Genomic DNA, 19,711 nt, shown 5'->3' with positions numbered 1-19,711 from the left:
CGGCGGGGGAGGGGCAAAGGCTCGCGGCTGAAGCCGCTCCTGCAGGTCGCCAAGGGTCAGGCAGCGGCCGCCGCGACGGCAGCCACGCGCACCATGTCGTCCGGCGCGACGTGCAGGTGCGGTGCGATGCGCAGCAGCCCATGGCGGCGCGTGCAGGCGATGCGTTCGCGCCGCAGCGCGTCGAACACCGCGTCCAGCCGTTCCGCGGGCGGCCGCAGCGCGGTGAGGTGCGGCGCGTGGCCGGGCGTCTTCCACGCGGACAGTCCATTCGCATCCAGCGCGGCATCGAGCGCGCGCGTGCATGCACCGAGTGTGGCGGCGATGCGCGGCACGCCCCAGGCCAGCACCTGCTCGAGGCCGGCGCCGGCCATTGCCAGCGGCAGCGGTTCGTCCAGGCCACCGGCGTCGAAGCGTCGCGCGCCGCGCCGCGATGGCGGCATCGCATCGACCGCGAAGCGCCAGCCGTCGCCCGCGTCGCGCGTCGACCAGTGCTGCTCGATCGCCACGCCTTCCGCACGCCAGCGCGGCGCCGCCCACAGCCACGCCAGGCCGCGCGGCCCCAGCAGCCACTTGTAGCCGACGCTGGCCACGAAATCCGGCCGCCAGCGCGCGATGTCCGCCGGCAGTGCGCCCAGGCTCTGGCTGAGGTCGAGCACCAGCGCGGCGCCGGCGGCGTGCACGCGCGGAGCGATGCGGTCGAGGTCGAGCAGCGCGCCGTCGTCCCAGCGCACCTGCGGCAGCGCGACCACGCGCACGCGCGATTCGGCGTCCAGCATGGCCAGGACCGCGTCGGTCCAGCTTTGGCCGGAGGCGCGCCGCACCGGCGTGATGCGCGCGCCGGTCTCCAGGCAGCGCTGCTGCCATGGCAACAGGTTGGAAGGGAACTGGCCGTCCAGCAGCAGGACCGCCTCGCCCGCGGCCAGCGGCAGGTTGCGCGCGGCGGTGGACAGCGCGAACGCGGCCGAGGGCACCAGCGCCACCGCATCGGTGTCACCGTCGAACAGCCGCGCGGCCAGCGCGCGCACTGCCCCGGCCTGCTCGTCGAGCGCGTCGAACGACTGCATCCACGGCGCGGCGTCGGCCTCCAGCGCGGCCAGGCCCGCCGCGTGCACGCTGCGCAGTCGCGGCGCGCGCGCGGCGCAGTCCAGGTACAGGGTGCCGTCGAACGGCAGGAAGGCGGCCGCGGCGTCTTCCCGCGTCAGGGGCGCGTGCGCTTGCATCCGGCCACTGTACCGCCGCGGACCCCGCGCCGTGACCACATCGTCATCCGCCGTTCCGCCCGCGCCGTTATGCTGGGCGCATGTCCGCGTTCCCCGCCGCCGACGACACACGCGACGCGATCGATGCGTCGACGCTGGCCGCGCGCTACCGCGCGGTGCGCGGGCGCAGCATCGCGCTGGCCGCGCCGCTGTCGGCCGAGGACGCGATGGTGCAGAGCATGCCCGACGCCAGCCCGGCCAAGTGGCACCTGGCGCACACGACGTGGTTCTTCGAACGCTTCGTGCTCGGCGCGCGCGACGGCTACGCGCCGGTCGACCCGCAGTGGGACTACCTGTTCAACAGCTACTACAACAGCGTCGGCCCGATGCACGCGCGGCCGCGGCGCGGGCTGGTGTCGCGGCCGTCGCTGATCGAGGTGCTGGAGTACCGCGAGGAAGTCGACGCGCGCATGGCGCGGCGCTTCGATGCCGGCGACCTCGACGAGGCGGCCGCGCGCGTCGTCCTGCTCGGCACCCATCACGAGCAGCAGCACCAGGAGCTGCTGCTGACCGACATCAAGCATGCGCTGTGGTGCAACCCGCTGGGGCCGGCGTACCGCGACGACCTCGCCCACCGCGCAGGGCAGGCCGCGCCGCTGCGCTGGGTCGCGCGTGACGAGGCCGTTGCCGAAACCGGCGCGGAGCCGTGGCCGGACGCGGTGGAGTTCGCCTACGACAACGAGTCGCCGCGCCATCGCGTGCTGGTGGCCGCGCACGCGCTGGCCAGCCGCCCGGTCAGCAATGCCGAGTACGCGCAGTTCGTCGATGACGGCGCCTACGCGAACCCGGCGCTCTGGCTCAGCGACGGCTGGGCGCTGCTGCAGGCCGAAGGCTGGCAGCGGCCGCTGTACTGGCACGAAGACAGCGTGCGCGAATTCACCCTGGGCGGCTGGCGCGCGCGCGACCCGCACGCGCCGGTCTGTCACCTGAGCCACTACGAGGCCGATGCCTTCGCGCGCTGGGCCGGCGCGCGGCTGCCGACCGAGGCCGAGTGGGAGCAGGCGGCCCAAGGTGTGGCGGTCGACGGCAACCTCGCCGACGCATTTGCGCTGCATCCGCAGGCCGCGGACGACGACGGCGCGGGCCTGCGACAGCTGTTCGGCGACGTGTGGGAGTGGACGTGTTCGGCCTACACCGCCTACCCGGGGTTCCGCCCGCTGCCCGGGTCGCTGGGTGAATACAACGGCAAGTTCATGAGCGGGCAGGTCGTGCTGCGCGGCGGCAGCTGCGCGACGCCGCGCGACCACATGCGCGCCAGCTACCGCAACTTCTTCCCGCCGCAGGCGCGCTGGCAGTTCTCCGGCCTGCGCCTGGCCAGGGACGGCGCGTGAGCGGGACGGTCGCGCTCACCGACCTGCATCCCAGTCCCGACGACATCGTCGGCGACGTGCTCGCCGGGCTGTCGCAAGCCCCGAAGCGGCTGCCGTCGAAGTACTTCTACGACCGCCGCGGCTCGGAGCTGTTCGAGCAGATCACGCGCCAGCCCGAGTACTACCTGACGCGGATCGAGCTGGCGCTGCTGGAAGCCAGCATGGGCGCGATCGCGGCGGCGGTGGGTCCGCGCGCGCAGGTGGTCGAGTACGGCAGCGGCAGCGGACGCAAGACGCGGCTGCTGCTCGACGGACTCGACGACCCGGTCGCCTACACCCCGATCGAGATCTCGCGCAGCGCGCTGCTGGCCAGCGTCGAGCGGCTGGACCGCGAGTTCGGCGACGTCGAGGTGTTGCCGGTCTGCGCCGACTTCACCCGGCCGGTGCCGCTGCCGCGCCCGGCGCGCGCGGCCGACCACGCGCTGGTCTTCTTCCCCGGCTCCACGCTCGGCAACTTCACCGATCCCGAGGCCCTGCGCCTGCTGCGGGCGATGCGCGAGACCATGGGCGAGCGCGGCGGCGCGCTGGTCGGCATCGACCTGCAGAAGTCGCCGGACGTGATCGAGGCCGCGTACAACGACGCGGCCGGCATCACCGCCGCGTTCACGCTCAACCTGCTGGCGCGGCTGAACCGCGACATCGGCAGCGACTTCGACCTCGGCGGCTTCGAGCATCGCGCCGTGTACGTGCGCGACGCCGGCCGCATCGAGACCTTCCTGGTCAGCCGACGCGCGCAGGATGTGGTCGTCGAAGGCCATCGCTTCCACTTCGCCGAAGGCGAGGCGATGCAGGTCGAGTACAGCCAGAAGTACACCGACACCGGCTTCGAGGCGCTCGCCGCGCAGGCGGGCCTGCGGGTGGCGCATCGCTGGAACGACCCGGACGACTGGTTCGGGCTGCGCCTGCTGCGGCGCGCCTGACGCGGCCTGCGGCGCTCAACGCCCCCAGGCGCTGTCGCCGGAGGCCGGGCAGCGGGCAATCGGCGCCGGCTCGGCCTCGCGGCTGTCGAGCATCCAGCAGTCGTCGAGCACCGAGCAGTAGCAGGCGCGCATCGCGAGCCGCGGCAGGCCGCGCTCGAGCGCCTTCCACACCGGTTCCGCATTGTCTTCGCGCCCCATGCGGAAGAAGGATATCCATTCGTCGGCGCCGACCACGCGCGGCTGGATGCCGCTGGTGCTGGTCCGCGTCCGCTGTCCCGAGGCCTGGATCTCTCTCGCGCAACAGCGCTCCAGCAGCTCCGCCGAGTCGGCGACGACGTGGCCGTCGTAGCTGATTTCCGCCCAGCGCACGCGCGCCGGCCCGACGCCGCGGCTGATCAGGTCGAAGGTGATCGCCGCGTTGCCATCGCGATCGGCGTTACCGGTGGCGAACTGCAGGTTGGGCCACACGCTCGCGGCGAGCAGGCGTTCCTGGGTGCGGTTGGCGCTGGCGGCGACGAACAGCGAGATCACCGAGATCAGCACCACGCAGAAGCCGATCAGCAACTCGATGCGGCGATCGTCGAAGCGGCCGAGGATGGGGCGGCGCGGCGTGGCGGCTTCGGAATGGTCGTCGGGCAGGGACATTGGCGGCTTCCCGGGGCGGGGACGGCACGCTACCACGCGCGCGGCGTATTGCCCGCGTCCGCGGTGGCGCCGGCGCGCGCCGGATCGCGCGACCATGGCCAATGGCACGGTGACGAACGGCCCATCCCGCGCGAGGATGCAGGATTGTCCCGATCCAGCAGGAAACGCCGCATGTTCCGATCGCACCTCGCCAGCCTGTCGCTTGCCGTCGCCCTCGCCCTGTCGTCACCGCTCGCGGCGACCGCCGCACGGGCCGAAGTGCCGCCGCCGGCCGACGTGGCGTACCCGGGCACGATCAACATCGAGGTCGATGCCACCGACCTTGCCCAGCGCATCTTCCGCGTGACCCAGACCATGCCGGTGAAGCCCGGCGAACTGACCCTCCTGTTCCCGGCCTGGCTGCCGGGCAACCACGCCGCGTCCGGGCCGATCGACAAGATCGCGGGCCTGGAGATCACCGCCAACGGCCAGCGGCTGGACTGGAAGCGCGACCCGCTCGACGTGTTTGCTTTCCACGTCGACGTGCCGGCCGGCGTGTCGTCGCTGTCGATGCAGTACCAGTACCTGACGCCCACCGACCGCAACCAGGGCCGCGTGGTGATGACGCCGAATATGCTCAACCTGCAGTGGAACGCGGTGGTGCTGTATCCGGCCGGGCACTACGCCAGCCGCATCGAGTACGCCGCGACGGTGAAGTATCCCGCCGGCTTCCAGGCCGCCAGCGCGCTGGATGTCGCCAGCCGCGACGGCGGCACCGTGCATTACCAGCCGGTGCCGCTGGACATCCTGGTCGACTCGCCGGTGTACGCAGGCCGCTACTTCAAGACCTTCGACCTGGCGCCCGGCGCGAAGGTGCCGGTGCGGTTGAACGTGGTCGCCGACGCGGCGAAATACCTGGAAGCCGAGCCCGAGCACATCGAGCAGCACCGCGAACTGGTGAAACAGACGCTCAAGCTCTACGGGGCGCAGCACTACGACCACTACGACTTCCTGTTCTCGCTGTCCAGGCAGATGGGCGGCAACGGGCTGGAGCACCAGCGTTCGAGCGAAAACGGCGTCGGCACCGATTACTTCACCGGCTGGGACAAAAAGACCGGCAGCACCGACCTGCTCGGCCACGAGTACACGCATTCGTGGAACGGCAAGTACCGCCGCCCGGCCGACCTGTGGACGCCCAACTACAACGTGCCGATGCAGGGCAGCCTGCTGTGGGTGTACGAGGGCCAGACCCAGTACTGGGGCAACGTGCTGACCGCGCGTGCCGGGCTGCGGCCGATGGACGCCTCGCGCGACGCGCTGGCGCTGGTCGCGGCGACCTACGCCGACAACCGCCCGGGCCTGGAATGGCGCGCGCTGCAGGACACCACCAACGATCCGATCGTCGCCCGCCGCCGGCCCAAGCCGTATCGCGGCTACCAGATGAGCGAGGACTACTACTCCGGCGGCCAGATGCTGTGGCTGGAGGCCGACGCGCGCATCCGCAAGCTCAGCAACGGCAAGAAGTCACTCGACGACTTCGCGCGCGCCTTCTTCGGCGGCAACGACGGGGAGTGGAAGACGCAGGACACCTACACCTTCGACGACGTGGTCGCCGCGCTCGACGGCGTGGTCCACGACGACTGGCGCACCTTCCTGCGCGACCGCCTCGACGGCAAGGCGCCGCTGACCGGTGGCCTGGAAGCCAGCGGCTGGAAGCTGGTCTACAAGGATGAGCCCAACGCCTACGAGAAGGCGCGGGCGAAGGACAGCAATGGCGCGGCGAGCTTCATCTACTCGCTCGGGCTCAACATCGACCGCGGCGGCAACGTCTCCGAGGTGCGCTGGGACAGCCCGGCGTTCGACGCCGGCGTGGGCAGCGGCATGACCGTGGTTGCGGTCAACGACATCGCCTACGACAAGGACGCGCTGGCCGATGCGATCAAGGCCGCGAAGGACGACAAGGCGCCGATCCGGCTGCTGGTGAAGGAGTTCGACCGCTATCGCACGATCGACGTCGACTACCACGGCGGCCCGCGCTACCCGCACCTGGAGCGCATCGAGGGCACGCCGGACTACCTGACGAAGATCCTCACCGCGCGCTGAGCGGGCCATTGCAGGAGCGGCTTCAGCCGCGAGCTTTGCTTCCTCACCCGCGAAGGCAGGGCAGGGCAAAGCAAGAGCTCGCGGCTGAAGCCGCTCCTACCGTGGACATCGTTCGCCAACGTTTGGCACGGGCCTTCGGCGTCGCGCCGCGCAACCATGCGTGCACGGATTCGCGAAGGGAGATCGCCGTGCGCCCCATGCACCTCATCGTCGCCGTCGCCGCCTTGTTCGCCGCGCCCGCGCAGGCTGCCGCCGATTGCGACATCGCCGCCGCGGTCGACGCATGGGCGGCGGACTGGAGCCGCCGCGACGCGGCGCAGCTGCACGCCGATGCCGCATTCGAACTGCAGGTCACCGATACCGGGGAATCCTTTCGCGTCGAGCTGCCCAGGCAGGGCACCGGGCGCGTGGTCGCGGCAACCGGTGCCGATTACGCCACCCGTTTCTCCGCGCCCCGCGATGTGTACTGCGACATCGCCAGCGGCCGCATGAACATCCTCACCACCCTGGGCCAGGCGCGGCCAAGCGATCCGACGCCGATGGCGGTCGACATCGGCGCCGGATACAAGGATCGCGTCCGCAGCGAGCTGATCCCGGCCTGGTTCCACTTCTTCGCCACCGGCGCACCGGAGATCGTGAAGTTCGGCTTCGGCCACGGGCGCCAGGTGCATGGCGGGCATGCGGTACCGCTGTATTACGGCGAAGGCCTGCGCACCGCATGGTACGGCCTGAAGCCGGGCATGCACGTCAATCGCGACCCGGCCGACCAGGCCAACGAATTCGATTCGATCTTCGTGGTCCTGGCCGGCGAGGTCCGTGCCAGGTTCGACGGCCGCGAGGCCACCGTGCGCAAGGGCGAAAGCGTGTTCGTCCCGGCCGGCATGCGCCACGAGTTCTGGGTCGACGAAGGCGAGGGCGAATTCCTGGTGATCATGACCGGCGAGGGCGCGTGAGTACCCTGGCGCAGGCCTAGATCCAGCGCCGTACCCGCGCCCGGTAGCGGGCGTAATCGTCGCCGAGCGCCATCGCCAGCCGGGCCTCCTCGTGCGGGATCGTCACCCGCTGCAGCGTCGCGACCGGCAGCGGCAGGAACAGCAGCGACCACGGACTTCCCAGCATCCCGGCCAGGCCGGCGTAGGCGAGGATCAGGCTCAGGTACATCGGGTTGCGGCTGAAGCGGTAGGGGCCGCGGTCGACGATGGCGGTCGCGGTTCGGGCCGGCAGGATCGTGGTGCGGCGGTGCACGAACATGCCCAGGCACACCAGCGCCAGCAGCAGGCCGGCGTTGGCCACAACGGCACCGGCGGCGTGCATCGCGTCCAGCCACGGGCCCTGCGGCAGCGGCAGCGGAGCCGCGCGCTGGAGGACCAGGCCCAGCGCGAACGCGGCGGCGAAGGTCAGCGGTGGCGGGACCCGGACGAACAGCGGCAGCCGCTCGCGTTCGCCGGCAACGGCCACCTCAGGCCGCCTCGCGGCCGGCCGGTCGCGATGGATCGCGCCAGCGCGCCAGCAGTTCGGCCTCGCGCGCCTTGGCCTTGTGCAGGTGCGCTTCCTTGACGTGGCCGTAGCCGCGGATCTGTTCGGGGATCGCGGCGATCTCCGCGGCCAGGCCGGCGTTGCCGGCGTCGAGCGTGTCGAGCAGGTTGCCCACGGTCTGCTCGTAGTCGTCGATCAGCCGGCGCTCCATCCGCCGCTCGGCGGTGTAGCCGAACACGTCCAGCGCACCGCCGCGCAGGCCGCGCAGCCTGGCGAGCACCTTGAAGGCGGTGAACACCCACGGGCCGTATTCCTTCTTCACCAGTTCGCCCTTGGCATTCTTCTTCGCCAGCAGCGGCGGGGCCAGGTGGAAGTGCAGTTTGTAGTCGCCATCGAACTGCTGCTCGAGCTTCCTGCGGAAGTCGCCGCTGGTGTACAGGCGCGCGACTTCGTACTCGTCCTTGTAGGCCATCAGCTTGAAGAAACAGCGGGCGACGGCTTCGGTGAGGTCGGTCGCGCCGGGCGCCTTCGCCTGCTCGGCGGTGCGCACCTTCGCCACGAAGTCGGTGTAGCGTTTCGCGTACGCGGCGTTCTGGTAGTCGGTGAGGAACGCCGCGCGGCGGCTCACCAGTTCATCGAGCGAGCGCGACAGGCGGCTGTCGTCCAGCGGCAGGAAGGCGACGTTGTCGCCGCCGTGCGCGGGCACGTGGCGCAGTTCGTCCTCGTCGCGCGCGGCCTTCGGCGCGGAGGTCGCGCCCCATTCGGTGCTTTCCCACTCGCCCGGCGGCAGTGCCTCCAGCGCGCGCGGCGTGCTCTCGGCCACCGTGGACGCGTTGCGGACGATGCCGGCGGCCTCGAACACCGCGTCGGGATCGATCGCCGCCAGCCGGCCCCAGGCGAAGGCGGTCTTGTTCATCTCGACCGCGGCGCCGTTGAGTTCCACCGCGCGCATCAGCGATTCGAACGACAGCGGCACCAGCCCGCGCTGCCAGGCGTAGCCGAGCATGAACAGGTTGGTCGCGATCGCGTCGCCCAGCAGCGCGGTGGCCACGCGGGTGGCGTCGAACTGCAGCGGCGCGCCGCCGTCCAGCGCGTGGCTGACCGCGGCGACGATCTCGGCGGCCGGGAACTGCAGGTCGGGGCGGGTGGTGAAGCTGCCAGGCATCGCTTCCCAGGTGTTGAGCACCACCTGCGTGCGCCCGGCGCGGATCTTCGACAGCGTCCAGTAGTCGTTGACCACGACCATGTCGCAACCCAGCACCAGGTCCGCCTCGCCGGCGGCGATGCGCACGGCGTGGATGTCGGCGGGCGCCCTGGCGATGCGGATGTGGGTGGTGACCGCGCCGCCCTTCTGCGCCAGGCCGGTCTGGTCGAGCACGGTCGCGCCCTTGCCTTCGAGGTGCCCGGCCATGCCCAGCAGCGCGCCGATGGTGACCACGCCGGTGCCGCCGACGCCGGTGAGCAGGATGTTCCAGGGCTGCGACAGGTCGCTGGCGATGGTCGGCGCCGGCAGCCCGGCCAGGCGCTCGGCGGCGTTGACCTTGCGGCCCTTGCGCGGCGTGCCGCCGTGCACGGTGACGAAGCTGGGGCAGAAGCCCTCGACGCAGCTGTAGTCCTTGTTGCAGTTGCTCTGGTCGATCTCGCGCTTGCGGCCGAACTCGGTCTCCTTCGGCAGCACGCTCACGCAGAACGATTTCTGCCCGCAGTCGCCGCAGCCTTCGCATACCAGGGTGTTGACGAACACGCGCTTGGCCGGATCGACCAGCTTGCCGCGCTTGCGGCGGCGGCGCTTCTCGGTGGCGCAGGTCTGGTCGTAGATCAGCACGGACACGCCCTTGACCTCGCGCAGGCGCTTCTGCACCGCGTCGAGCTCACGGCGGTCGAGGAACTCGACGCCGGGCGGGAAGATCGAGCGGTCGGACCACTTGTCGATGTCGTCGCTGAGCACGACGATCGCCTGCACGCCCTCGCTGCGCACCTGCTGTGCGATCTGCGGCACCGACAGCGTGCCGTCCACCGGCTGGCCGCCGGTCATCGCCACCGCGTCGTTGTAGAGGATCTTGTAGGTGATGTTGACGCCGGTCGCCACCGACTGCCGGATCGCCAGCGTGCCGGAGTGGAAGTAGGTGCCGTCGCCGAGGTTCTGGAACACGTGCGGGGTGTCGGTGAATGGCGCCTGCCCGGACCAGGTGACGCCTTCGCCGCCCATATGGGTGAAGGTGTCGGTGCTGCGGTCCATCCACGTGACCATGTAGTGGCAGCCGATGCCGGCCATCGCGCGCGAGCCTTCCGGCACCACGGTCGAGGTGTTGTGCGGGCAGCCGGAGCAATAGTGCGGCACGCGCGGGAACTGCGCGCGCGGCAGGGCCAGCGCGCCTTCCTTCTCCTGCATCCAGCGCAGGACCTCGCCGATGTGCGCGGCGTCGGCGGCTTCCATCGGGATGCCGCGCTGGATCCGGCGCGCGATCACGCCGGCGATGGTCGCCGGGGTCAGCTCGCCGGTGGACGGCAGGATCCATTCGCCGTTTTCGTCGTACTTGCCGACGATGCTCGGCCGGCGGCCGCCGTCGAGGCCGAAGTCGAAGTTGTAGAACAGCTCCTTCATCTGGCCTTCGATGAAGCCGTGCTTCTCCTCGACGACGAGGATGTCCTCCAGCCCGCGCGCGAAGGCGCGGATGCCCTGCGGCTCCAGCGGCCAGGTCATGCCGACCTTGTAGACGCGGATGCCCATGCGCGCGCAGGCCTCGCTGTCCAGGCCGAGGTATTCGAGCGCCTGCAGCACGTCCAGGTAGCTCTTGCCGGTAGTGACGATGCCCAGCCGCGCCTGCGGCGAATCGATCACCACGCGGTCGATGCGGTTGGCGCGCGCGAACGCCTGCGCGGCCTTGACCGCGTAGCGGTGCAGGCGCATCTCCTGCTCCATCGGGGGATCCGGCCAGCGGATGTTGAGGCCGCCCGGCGGCATCTCGAAGTCGTCCGGGGTGACGATCTCCAGCGCGAACGGGTCCACGTCCACCGACGCCGACGATTCCACCGTCTCGGCGATCGTCTTGAAGCCCACCCAGCGGCCGGTGTAGCGGCTCATCGCCCAGCCCAGCAGGCCCATCTGCAGGATGTCCTGCACCCCGGCCGGGTTGAGCACCGGCATCATCGCGCTGACGAACTCGTGCTCGGAGCCGTGCGGCAAGGTCGAACTGCGGCAGGCGTGGTCGTCGGCGGCCAGCGCCAGCACGCCGCCGAGCTTCGAGGTGCCGGCGGCGTTGGCGTGCTTGAACACATCACCGCAGCGGTCCACGCCCGGGCCCTTGCCGTACCACATGCCGAACACGCCCTCGACGGTCGCGCCCGGGAACAGGTTGGTCTGCTGCGTGCCCCAGACCATGGTCGCGCCGAGGTCCTCGTTGAGGCCGGGGGTGAACTTCACCCCGGCGGCTTCCAGGTGCTTCTTCGCGCGCCACAGCTCCAGGTCGAAGCCGCCCAGCGGCGAGCCGCGGTAGCCGGACACGAAGCCGCCGGTGTCGAGTCCCGCCGCCTCGTCGCGCAGCCGCTGCATCAGCGGCAGCCGCACCAGCGCCTGCACGCCCGAGAGGTAGATGCGGCCGCGGGTGCGGGTGAACTTGTCTTCCAGCGTGTAGTCGGCGTCGACCACGCCGCGGGTCAGGCCGGTGCCGGCGGAGGCAGGGGAGGACAGTTCGGCGGTGCTGGTCATGGCGGCGGGCTTCGTCTGGCAGGCGACCGGGGTCGCGGGCTGGTCGCGGGCGCAAGTGCCCGCCGGTGCTAAAAAAATGGCGCGGGATTGTAGCAGCGGGGCGGTTCGCGGCCGGTCCTGTGGCCGCGTTCGGAAGGCGGCGCGCGGGCGCGCCCGGATGCGGGCAGTGTGCCGCGGGACCGCGGCGCACGGGGGTTCCGGTTTCACCCGCGCGGCCCAGCGGCTACCATGCGCGCCGGGGAAGGGGGTCCCCGCCACAATGAAGTCGCAATGAACATGCCTTGCCTGCGCCGTCTCGGCGCATTCGTCCTGCTGGTCCCGCTCGTGCTTCCGCTGCCTGCATGGGCGCAGGCCCGGCCGCTGCCGGCGCCGAAGGAATTCTATTTCGACCAGGACGCGCAGACCGCGCGTCCGCTGGTGCTGCAGCCGGGCAGCGACGACGCCGTCCAGCAGCGCCTGCTCAAGGTGATGAACGGCAACGGCCGCGACGCCAACCTCGCCGCCGCCCAGCTGGCCCACATCGCATACGCGGGCGGCCGGACCGACATCGGCGCCGCGCTCTACGCACGCGTGCGCGGGGCGATCGGCAGCAGCCACCGCCTGTATCGCCCGCTGCTCTGGAACCAGGGCTGGGACCTGTTCCACGCCGGCGACGCCGAGGGCGCGCTGGCCAGCTGGCGCGAAGTCGGCGCGGAGGCGTTCGGCAACCCGTCGTGGGTACCGCCGACGCTGGCGCTGGCGCTGTGGACGCTCGACCGCCGCGACGAGGCCGTGCGCTGGTACGCCGCCGCCGTGCGCACCGAGCCGCTGCGCTGGAACGATCCGGCCAACCTGCCGGCGCTGCTGCCGGACTGGCGCGAGGAAGACCGCGCGACCCTGGCCGAGGTCGCCGCCGCGTGGCGGGAAGCGCCGCCGGCCTGGCCCTGACCGCGGCCGCGGCACGCGTTATCGTCGGGGTCCCCCGACTGACGGACTCCCGCATGAAATGGACCCTGGCCTGCCTGGTGGCGCTGCTGCCGGCCGCGTTTTCCTGCGCCGCGCAGGTGCCGATGCCCGCCGACGGGGCGATGGACGCCGACGAGGCGGCCGAACTGCAGGCCGCGCAGGCCGCGACCGGCGCCTGGTACGCGCGCGTCGCCGACGCACTGGCCGCCAGCGGCAAGCCGCGCGACCTGGCCTTCGCCGCCACCCTGCTGCAGCTGGCCGGCCAGGCCGGGATGGCCGGCGCGGCGCCGGGCGGTGACGCGCCTTCGCAGGCGGTGCCGGCCGATCCGCGCGTGGGCAAGTGGCGGCAGCTGGCCTCGGCGCGCGCCGGCAGCGACGTGGTCGCCAACGCGCTGCTGCTGCAGGGCGACGCCCCGGCCGATGCCGCGGTCCGGACGCAGGCGCTGGCGCGCTGGCGGAAGCTGGAACCCGACAACCTTGCGCCGCACCTGTACGCGGGCACTGCCGCCGACTGGCTGCCACAGGCCGGCCGCTATGCGCGGCTGGACCAGCACTACTACGAACAGCTGCGCTGGATGCAGGCCACACTCGCCGCGCATCCGCAGACCGCGGCGGAGCGCGCCGTGCTCGGCGGCGACGAACTGCCGGCCGACGGTGCCGCCGCGGTGGCGGCGGCCGGGATCCTCGCCGCGGTGGCGGCGCCGGCGCTGCAGCCGCTGGTCGACGCCTGCCGCGGGGACGCGCTCGATGCCGCCCCCACGCGTCGCGCGGACTGCCGCCAGGTCGCCCGCGTGGCCGCCGACACCGCCGACACCAGCATCGGCACCTCGATCGGCGTCGCCCTGCTGCAGGCCACCGCCGCCACCCCCGGCGAACAGGCCGACGCCCGCGAACGCCGCCGGCGCCTGGACTGGCGGATGCTCGAGTGGGGCCGGATCGCCGGCAGCCAGCCCGACGGCGGCGCCGCCCAGTTCGCCCGCCTGCTGCGGGATCCCGCGGTGCGCAGCGAACGCGATCTCGTCGAGCGTGTGCTGGCGGAGGCCCGGGTCCCCGCGGAACCGCCGGCGGGGTGGCAGGCGCCGAGGCGGTGAGGCGCGGGAGCCGGGACTCGGGAGCCGGGACTCGGGACTCGGGAATCGGGAATCGGGAATCGGGAATCGGGAATCGGGGCCTGGGACTCGGGACTCGGGATGGACCGGTTCCGCGGCATGGGCGCTTCCGCGCCTCCTGCTCGTGTAGGAGCGGCGGAAGCCGCGAGCTTCCGCCCATGACGGCCACCGCTCCGTCATTCCCGCGAAAGCGGGCCTCTCAACAGACGAATGCCTGCTCATCCAGTGGCGTTCCGCGCCGATGCAGCCCCCGGTACGAAGGGGACTGGGTTCCCGCTTTCGCGGGAATGACGATCAAAAGCGATACGCCTCCGATTCCAGACTCCCCGAGTCCCGAATCCCCAGCCCTACTCCTGCCGCAGCGCCGCGATCGGGTCCACCCGCGCCGCCTGCCACGTCGCCGCTGCTGGCGTGGTCGAGGCAGCCCAGGATGTTGAGCAGGCTCGACTTGCCCGAGCCGGACGGCCCGGTGATGGCGACGAACTCGCCCGCGTCCACGCGCAGGTCCACGCCCGCCAGCGCGTGCATGGTCTGCCCGCTCATCGCGTAGCGTCGGTGCACCTGCCTGAGTTCGATCACGGTCCGCGGCCGCGCGGTCGCGGCCACCGGCGGGCCGGTGTACCCTCGCGGATCGTTTCGTCGATCCGGAGGAAGCGCATGAAGACAGTGCTGGTGGCCAGTTCCAAGGGCGGTGTCGGCAAGACCACGATCGCGACGCATCTTGCCGCGCAGTCCGCGCTGTCGGGACAGCGCACGATCCTGGTCGACGCGGACCCGCAGGGATCCTCGACGCGCTGGGCCGAGCGCCGGGCCGGGCTGGAAAGCGCCGTGCTGCCGATCGACGGCACGCGCAAGGGCTGGTTCCGCAGCGCGCCCGACGATGCCCAGCGCATGGTCATCGACACGCCGGCCGGCGCGATGCGCGACGAACTCGACGCCTACCTCGAACACGCCGACGCCCTGGTGGTGCCGGTGCTGCCCTCGTCGCTGGACATCGACGCCACCGTGCCGTTCCTCAATTCGCTGGCCAAGCACCCGCGCATCCGCCGCGGCCAGGTGCGGGTCGGGCTGGTCGCCAACAAGCTCAAGCCGTGGACCAACGCCTCCCAGCAGGCGCTGGAACTGCTCGCCCAGTGGCCCTACCCGGTGGTCGCCCAGCTGCGCGACAGCCAGGCCTATGTGGTACTGGTGGGGCTGGGCAAGAGCCTGTTCGATTACCATTCGGCGCAGGTCCGCGACCACCAGGACGACTGGCAGCCGCTGCTGCGGTGGGCGAAAAAGTGACGGGGTCGGGATCCAGGGACTGGAGCCTGCAAGCACGACGCTGAAGCCAAACCCCGGTCCCAACCCCCGTTCCCAGCCCCGAGCCCCCCATGCACGAACTGATCCTCCTTCGCCACGCCCACGCCGAGCAGCCCGCGCCCGGGCAGCCGGACCTCGACCGGCCGCTGTCGGCCGAGGGCCACGCCGAGGCCGAGGCCGCCGGGCGCTGGCTGCGCGAACGCGGGCTGGTGCCCGACCTGGTGCTGTGTTCGCCTTCGCGGCGCACGCGCGAGACGCTGGAGCTGGTGCTCGAACAGGTCGGCTACGTCGACCAGCGGCTGGAGGACGACATCTACGAAGCCTCGCCGGGCACCCTGGCCGCGCTGGCAGATCGCCACCGCGAGGTCGAACGCCTGCTGGTGGTCGGCCACAACCCGGGGCTGGAGCGGCTGGCCGCGCTGCTGCACAGCGGTCAGTCCGGCGACTATCGCGGGATGCCGCCGGGCGCGATCGCGGTGCTGGCGCTGCAGGGCGAAGGCGGGATCGAACCGGGGACGGCCACCCTCTCCGCGTTCTGGTGGCCGTGACCGGAAGGGGCACCGCCGCAGCGGTCGTCGCGCTGCTGACCCTCGCGCTGCTGGGCCCCGTCCACGCGACGCAGATCGACCAGGAGGCCTCGCGCGTCGGCTTCACCCTCAAGACGCGCTGGGGCAAGACCCTGGTCGGGCATTTCCCGCGCCACGAGGGCGTCATCACCAGGATGTCCGGCGGCATGCACCAGGTGCGCCTGCGGCTGTCGACCGCGGACGTGGAGATCGAGGACAGCACGACCTTCACCCGCCTGACCCGCGGCGACGGCTTCTTCGACGCCGCCCGCTACCCGTGGGTGGAGTTCGTCTCCGATCCGTATCCGGTATCGCTGATCCGCGAAGGCGGGCGCCTGGGCGGCGTGCTCACCATCCGCGGCGTGGAGCGGCGCGAGACCTTCGTCGTCAGCCCGCCGGACTGCGACGACCCCGGCGTGGGCTGCGACATCGTCGCCCGCGGCACCGTCGACCGCGACGACTACCACATGGGGCGCTGGGGCTTCGCGCTGTCGGACGAGGTGGTGTTCTCGCTGCACATGCGCATCGCGCCGGACGACGGGACATGAACCGCTGGCTGCGCCTGCTGCTGGCCGGCATGGTGCTGGCCGGCGGCGCCTGCACGAGCCTGTCGCCGCTGCAGCGCGAACAGGCGCTGGCGATCGCCGCGCAGGCGCAATCCACGCTCGACACCTGCGACCGCGCCGACGCCTGCGCCGAGCCCTCGCCGCTGCGCGCGCTGGGCACCCGCGCCTACGCGCAGAGCGCACCGGAGTCGCCGCACCACTACGCGCTGCTGCTCGACTACGGCCAGGACGCGCTGCTGGCGCGGCTGAACCTGCTGCGCAGCGCGCAGCACGACATCGACCTGCAGACCTACATCTTCGACGAGGACGACGCCGGCCACCTGGTCCTCGACGAACTGCTGGCCGCGGCCCGGCGCGGGGTGCGGGTGCGGGTGCTGGTGGACCAGCTGTCCGCGCTGCGGCACGTCGATACCCTGGCCGCGCTGGCCGGCGCGCACCGCAACTTCGAGCTGCGCATCTACAACCCGGTGCTGGGCCGGGCGCACATTAACTACCCGATGTACGCCTTCGCCGCGGCCTGCTGCTGGCGGCGGCTCAACCAGCGCATGCACAGCAAGTTGCTGCTGGTCGACGGCATCGTCGGCATCACCGGCGGGCGCAACTACCAGGACGACTATTACGACTGGGACCCGGCCTACAACTTCCGCGACCGCGACGTACTGGTGGCCGGGCCGGTGACGCGCGAGATGACGGACAACTTCGAGGCGTTCTGGGGCGCGCGCCGCACCCGCCGCATCGCCGAGCTGGTCGACGTCGGCAAGCGCATCCTGCGCGAGGGCGTGCCGGTGCTGCCGCACCCGGACTTTGAACTGCCCGAGCGCGCCCGGCGCATGGCCAGCGATGCCGCCGACGACGCCCTGGTCGACGACCGCCTGGCGTCGGCGGCGCTGCCGGTGGGGGAGGTGGAGTTCATCGCCGACCTGCCGCGCAAGCACCGCCGCTCGCACGAGGGCGACGTGGCCGCGTCTACCCACGGCCTGCGCGAGCTGATCGCCTCGGCGCAGTCGGAAATCCTGCTGCAGACCCCGTACCTGGTGCTGTCGCCGGCCGCGCAGGACCTGTTCCGCGAGCTGCATGACCGCGACGACCCGCCGCGGGTGCTGGTGTCGACCAACAGCCTGGCCGCGACCGACGCCTTCATCACCTACGCACTGTCGTACAAGTACAAGCGCCGCTACCTGCGCGACTTCGGCTTCGAGATCCACGAGTTCAAGCCGTTCCCGGAATCCGCACCGATCGACCCCGAGGCCACCGGCGCCTTCGACGTGCAGTGGCGCCAGGACGGCACGCCGGTGTTCACCCGGGCCACCCCGCCCGACAGCCGGCGGCCGCTGGGGCGCGAATACTCGGCGCTGCGCTGGTCGGGCTTCTCGGCCAACCAGCCGGTGCCGCTGGCGCGCGGGGGCGTGCGCTTCGGGCTGCATGCCAAGTCGATGGTGGTCGACGAGCACATCGGCGTGGTGGGCACCCACAACTTCGACCCGCGCGGCGACAACTACAACACCGAGAGCGCGGTGGTGATCGACGACCCCGCGTTCGCCAGGGCGCTGGCCGACAGCATCCGCCGCGACATGGCGCCGGAGAACGCCTGGACCATCGCCCGCCGGCCCCGGCCGCCGGTGTTCTCGGGGCTGGAGTACTCGCTGGCGAAGATTTCCGAGCACCTGCCGATCTTCGACCTGTGGCCGGTGCGCTACGCCACCAGCTACGAGTTCATGCCCGGCCCGGGCTGCCCGCTGCCGCTGCCGCCCTCGGACCCCCGTTTCCGCGACTGTTACGAGCCAGTGGGGGATTTTCCCGAGGTTAGCCTGGGGCTGAAGTCGGTGATGACGCGGATCTTCACGGCGTTCGGGGCGGGGTTGGCGCCGATTCTTTGAGGGAGCCGGGATTCGGGAGCCGGGACTCGGGACTCGGGATTCGGGACTGGGACTCGGGACTCGGGACCCGGGATCCGGGACCCGGGACAGGCCGGGTCGGGTCCGCGGGATCGACGCTTCCGCGCCTCTGCTCGTGTAGGAGCGGCGGAAGCCGCGAGCTTTCGCCGGTGACGACCACCGCTCCCTTGCGCCATTCCCGCGAAAGCGGGGCTCTCGACAGACGAATGTCTGATCACCCAGTGGCGCTCCCCCGAACGCAGTCCCCGATACGGGGGGACTGGGTTCCCGCTTTCGCGGAAATGACGATCAAAAGCAATAGGCCTCTCCGATTCCGGATTCCCCGAGCCCCGAGCCCGGGTCCCGGGTCCCGAGTCCCGAGTCCCGGCCCCACCCACCCATGACTTCCAGCCCATGCCCCCATCGATCTGGTGTTGTAGTCTACCAACACACCAAAGCACACACCCCGACAGGAGCACGCCATGAACGTCCAGACCCGCATCCCCGCCACTTCCGCCCCGCGCCGCCCGGCCAGCGTTTCCCCGCGTCCGTTCTCCTATCGCGAAGCTGCCCGCAGCCGCGATTTCGGCGTCGGCTACGGCAACAGCAGCGGCTATGCCAGCGGCCGTCGCTACACCAGCAACTGGGGCAACGAGCGCTTCCGCTGCGGCTGAGGCCTGCAACGACTGCCTTCAGGTTTGTTGACTGGCGCGCTTACCCACGCCTAGGCTTCACGGTCTTACCCGCACCCATAACCGGATCCCCCATGTCGATCTCATTGACCATCGATCTCAGCGACCGCGACCTCGAACACTTCCAGAAGGCGATGGAGGCATCGCGCAAGGCGGCCGAGGGCAAGTCCGCCGCCGAGGTCGTGGAGGCGGCCGGCAAGCTGCTCGCCGACGCGCAGAAGGTCCATATCCCCGATTTCGTCCGCGAGCGCCTGCTGCAGCTTGACGACATGATCGCGATGGTCCGCGACGAGGGCTGGCACATGGACGACGAGGACCGCGCGCGGGTGATGTCGGCGCTGCTCTACTTCATCGACCCGAAGGACGTGATCCCCGACAACGTCGAGGTGCTCGGCTTCCTCGACGACGCCATCATGATCGAGCTGTGCGTGCGCGAACTGCGCCACGAGCTCGACGCCTACGACGATTTCTGCGAATACCGCGCCCTCGAAGCGACGCGGCGCGGCGTCGAGCCGGCCGGCATCGGCCGCACCGACTGGCTGGACAGCCGCCGCGACGAGCTGGTCGGGCGCATGCGCTCGCGCCGCCAGCGCGACGTCGGCATCGGCTACGGCAGCAGCAGCGGCTACGGCGCCAAGCGCAGCTACGTGCGCGCCTGGCGTCCCGGGATGTTCACCTTCAAGTGAGCCGCGCCGCCTGCGCGCCGGCGCCGCCGGCGTGATCTTCCGCGCCGGCTCCGATCTCGCCGAGCTCAATGCCGCCTCGCGCAACACCGCGATGGAAGCGCTGGGCATCGTGTTCACCGAAATCGGCGACGATTTCGTGCGCGCCACCATGCCGGTGGACGCGCGCACCCACCAGCCCTACGGCCTGCTGCACGGCGGCGCCTCGGTGCTGCTGGCCGAAACCCTCGGCAGCAGCGCCGGCAACCTGTGCGTGGACGAGGCCCACATGTGCGTGGGCATCGAGATCAACGCCAACCACCTGGCCGGCGTGCGCGAAGGCACCGTGACCGGCACCGCACGCCCGCTGCACGTCGGGCGGAGCACCCAGGTCTGGGAGATCCGCATCGAGGACGACCGCGGCCGCCTGGCCTGCGTGTCGCGGCTGACCCTGGCTGTGGTGGCGCGGCGCGGCTGACCGGCAGCGTTGCCGGGCCACCGTTCCCGTGGAAGTGACCCCCGTGGGAGCGGGGA

The 19,711-nt window shown here is 71.5% G+C and carries 18 protein-coding genes; 13 read left to right on the top strand and 5 right to left on the bottom strand.

Translation table 11 applies throughout. The features are described 5' to 3' along the window. Window positions 1–56 precede the first annotated feature (56 nt). Complete coding sequence (locus ABD679_RS00555; protein WP_344757971.1) at window positions 57–1,220, bottom strand: aminotransferase class V-fold PLP-dependent enzyme; 1,164 nt, start codon at window positions 1,218–1,220, stop codon at window positions 57–59. An 80-nt stretch (window positions 1,221–1,300) separates the two neighbouring features. Here ABD679_RS00555 and egtB point away from each other — a divergent pair, with 80 nt between their 5' ends. Beyond that, the gene (egtB, locus tag ABD679_RS00550) at window positions 1,301–2,590 is read left to right on the top strand and encodes an ergothioneine biosynthesis protein EgtB (RefSeq protein WP_344757970.1); all 1,290 of its coding nucleotides are present in this window, start codon (window positions 1,301–1,303) and stop codon (window positions 2,588–2,590) included. Beyond that, complete coding sequence (gene egtD / locus ABD679_RS00545) at window positions 2,587–3,549, top strand: L-histidine N(alpha)-methyltransferase (protein WP_344757969.1); 963 nt, start codon at window positions 2,587–2,589, stop codon at window positions 3,547–3,549. Before egtB ends, egtD begins: the two co-directional genes overlap by 4 nt. Before the next feature lie 15 nt (window positions 3,550–3,564). Here the strand turns inward: egtD and ABD679_RS00540 are convergent, their stop codons facing one another. Beyond that, window positions 3,565–4,194: a hypothetical protein gene (locus ABD679_RS00540; RefSeq protein WP_344757968.1), complete on the bottom strand. Its 630-nt coding sequence runs from the start codon at window positions 4,192–4,194 to the stop codon at window positions 3,565–3,567. A gap of 171 nt (window positions 4,195–4,365) precedes the next feature. On the opposite strand from ABD679_RS00540, the gene ABD679_RS00535 reads away from it, so the two are divergent. Together ABD679_RS00535 and ABD679_RS00530 are read left to right on the top strand one after the other, a co-directional pair. Then, window positions 4,366–6,276 (top strand): M61 family metallopeptidase, encoded by a 1,911-nt coding sequence (locus ABD679_RS00535; RefSeq protein WP_344757967.1) that lies wholly within the window; start codon window positions 4,366–4,368, stop codon window positions 6,274–6,276. A gap of 197 nt (window positions 6,277–6,473) precedes the next feature. Beyond that, window positions 6,474–7,229 (top strand): cupin domain-containing protein, encoded by a 756-nt coding sequence (locus ABD679_RS00530; RefSeq protein WP_344758226.1) that lies wholly within the window; start codon window positions 6,474–6,476, stop codon window positions 7,227–7,229. Between the two features lie 16 nt (window positions 7,230–7,245). Here ABD679_RS00530 and ABD679_RS00525 read toward each other — a convergent pair whose 3' ends face one another. Then, a complete protein-coding gene (locus tag ABD679_RS00525; RefSeq protein WP_344757966.1) occupies window positions 7,246–7,734 on the bottom strand; it encodes a methyltransferase family protein in 489 nt (162 codons plus the stop codon). Window position 7,735: 1 nt separating this feature from the next. Next, complete coding sequence (locus ABD679_RS00520; protein ID WP_344757965.1) at window positions 7,736–11,461, bottom strand: indolepyruvate ferredoxin oxidoreductase family protein; 3,726 nt, start codon at window positions 11,459–11,461, stop codon at window positions 7,736–7,738. Window positions 11,462–11,731: 270 nt separating this feature from the next. Between ABD679_RS00520 and ABD679_RS00515 the strand changes: the two genes are divergently transcribed. Both ABD679_RS00515 and ABD679_RS00510 read left to right on the top strand, forming a co-directional pair. Continuing rightward, window positions 11,732–12,388 (top strand): tetratricopeptide repeat protein, encoded by a 657-nt coding sequence (locus tag ABD679_RS00515; RefSeq protein ID WP_344757964.1) that lies wholly within the window; start codon window positions 11,732–11,734, stop codon window positions 12,386–12,388. 53 nt (window positions 12,389–12,441) lie between these two features. Then, window positions 12,442–13,497: a hypothetical protein gene (locus ABD679_RS00510; RefSeq protein WP_344757963.1), complete on the top strand. Its 1,056-nt coding sequence runs from the start codon at window positions 12,442–12,444 to the stop codon at window positions 13,495–13,497. A gap of 312 nt (window positions 13,498–13,809) precedes the next feature. Here ABD679_RS00510 and ABD679_RS00505 read toward each other — a convergent pair whose 3' ends face one another. Beyond that, the gene (locus tag ABD679_RS00505) at window positions 13,810–14,094 is read right to left on the bottom strand and encodes an ATP-binding cassette domain-containing protein (protein WP_344757962.1); all 285 of its coding nucleotides are present in this window, start codon (window positions 14,092–14,094) and stop codon (window positions 13,810–13,812) included. 78 nt (window positions 14,095–14,172) lie between these two features. On the opposite strand from ABD679_RS00505, the gene ABD679_RS00500 reads away from it, so the two are divergent. The 7 genes from ABD679_RS00500 (at window position 14,173) to ABD679_RS00470 (ending at window position 19,655) form a co-directional block, all read left to right on the top strand. Next, window positions 14,173–14,799: a nucleotide-binding protein gene (locus ABD679_RS00500; RefSeq protein WP_344757961.1), complete on the top strand. Its 627-nt coding sequence runs from the start codon at window positions 14,173–14,175 to the stop codon at window positions 14,797–14,799. 89 nt (window positions 14,800–14,888) lie between these two features. Further along, on the top strand, window positions 14,889–15,365 hold the full coding sequence (locus tag ABD679_RS00495; protein WP_344757960.1) for a SixA phosphatase family protein: 477 nt from the start codon (window positions 14,889–14,891) through the stop codon (window positions 15,363–15,365). After that, window positions 15,362–15,931: a YceI family protein gene (locus tag ABD679_RS00490; protein WP_344757959.1), complete on the top strand. Its 570-nt coding sequence runs from the start codon at window positions 15,362–15,364 to the stop codon at window positions 15,929–15,931. Before ABD679_RS00495 ends, ABD679_RS00490 begins: the two co-directional genes overlap by 4 nt. Next, window positions 15,928–17,826, top strand: coding sequence for a phospholipase D family protein (locus ABD679_RS00485; RefSeq protein ID WP_344757958.1), 1,899 nt, complete (start codon window positions 15,928–15,930; stop codon window positions 17,824–17,826). The genes ABD679_RS00490 and ABD679_RS00485 overlap by 4 nt, the downstream gene beginning before the upstream one ends. Window positions 17,827–18,305: 479 nt before the next feature. Then, on the top strand, window positions 18,306–18,497 hold the full coding sequence (locus tag ABD679_RS00480) for a hypothetical protein (protein WP_344757957.1): 192 nt from the start codon (window positions 18,306–18,308) through the stop codon (window positions 18,495–18,497). 92 nt (window positions 18,498–18,589) lie between these two features. Then, complete coding sequence (locus ABD679_RS00475) at window positions 18,590–19,201, top strand: YkvA family protein (protein ID WP_344757956.1); 612 nt, start codon at window positions 18,590–18,592, stop codon at window positions 19,199–19,201. A gap of 91 nt (window positions 19,202–19,292) precedes the next feature. Further along, complete coding sequence (locus tag ABD679_RS00470; protein ID WP_344758225.1) at window positions 19,293–19,655, top strand: hotdog fold thioesterase; 363 nt, start codon at window positions 19,293–19,295, stop codon at window positions 19,653–19,655. Window positions 19,656–19,711: the final 56 nt, after the last annotated feature.

Origin of the sequence: Luteimonas lutimaris, assembly GCF_039537065.1 — a bacterium.
GTDB classification, from domain to species: Bacteria; Pseudomonadota; Gammaproteobacteria; order Xanthomonadales; family Xanthomonadaceae; genus Luteimonas; species Luteimonas lutimaris.
Note: the sequence above shows the minus strand (reverse complement) of the source record. Positions and strands in the feature narration are given on the sequence as shown.

Coding starts and splice junctions, on each gene's coding strand:
- ABD679_RS00500 (WP_344757961.1), top strand. CDS start 14,173: ATGAAGACAGTGCTGGTGGCCAGTTCCAAGGGCGGTGTCGGCAAGACC.
- ABD679_RS00540 (WP_344757968.1), bottom strand. CDS start 4,194: ATGTCCCTGCCCGACGACCATTCCGAAGCCGCCACGCCGCGCCGCCCC.
- ABD679_RS00485 (WP_344757958.1), top strand. CDS start 15,928: ATGAACCGCTGGCTGCGCCTGCTGCTGGCCGGCATGGTGCTGGCCGGC.
- ABD679_RS00510 (WP_344757963.1), top strand. CDS start 12,442: ATGAAATGGACCCTGGCCTGCCTGGTGGCGCTGCTGCCGGCCGCGTTT.
- ABD679_RS00555 (WP_344757971.1), bottom strand. CDS start 1,220: ATGCAAGCGCACGCGCCCCTGACGCGGGAAGACGCCGCGGCCGCCTTC.
- ABD679_RS00475 (WP_344757956.1), top strand. CDS start 18,590: ATGTCGATCTCATTGACCATCGATCTCAGCGACCGCGACCTCGAACAC.
- ABD679_RS00530 (WP_344758226.1), top strand. CDS start 6,474: ATGCACCTCATCGTCGCCGTCGCCGCCTTGTTCGCCGCGCCCGCGCAG.
- ABD679_RS00470 (WP_344758225.1), top strand. CDS start 19,293: ATGGAAGCGCTGGGCATCGTGTTCACCGAAATCGGCGACGATTTCGTG.
- egtB (WP_344757970.1), top strand. CDS start 1,301: ATGTCCGCGTTCCCCGCCGCCGACGACACACGCGACGCGATCGATGCG.
- ABD679_RS00480 (WP_344757957.1), top strand. CDS start 18,306: ATGAACGTCCAGACCCGCATCCCCGCCACTTCCGCCCCGCGCCGCCCG.
- ABD679_RS00520 (WP_344757965.1), bottom strand. CDS start 11,461: ATGACCAGCACCGCCGAACTGTCCTCCCCTGCCTCCGCCGGCACCGGC.
- ABD679_RS00515 (WP_344757964.1), top strand. CDS start 11,732: ATGAACATGCCTTGCCTGCGCCGTCTCGGCGCATTCGTCCTGCTGGTC.
- ABD679_RS00495 (WP_344757960.1), top strand. CDS start 14,889: ATGCACGAACTGATCCTCCTTCGCCACGCCCACGCCGAGCAGCCCGCG.
- ABD679_RS00535 (WP_344757967.1), top strand. CDS start 4,366: ATGTTCCGATCGCACCTCGCCAGCCTGTCGCTTGCCGTCGCCCTCGCC.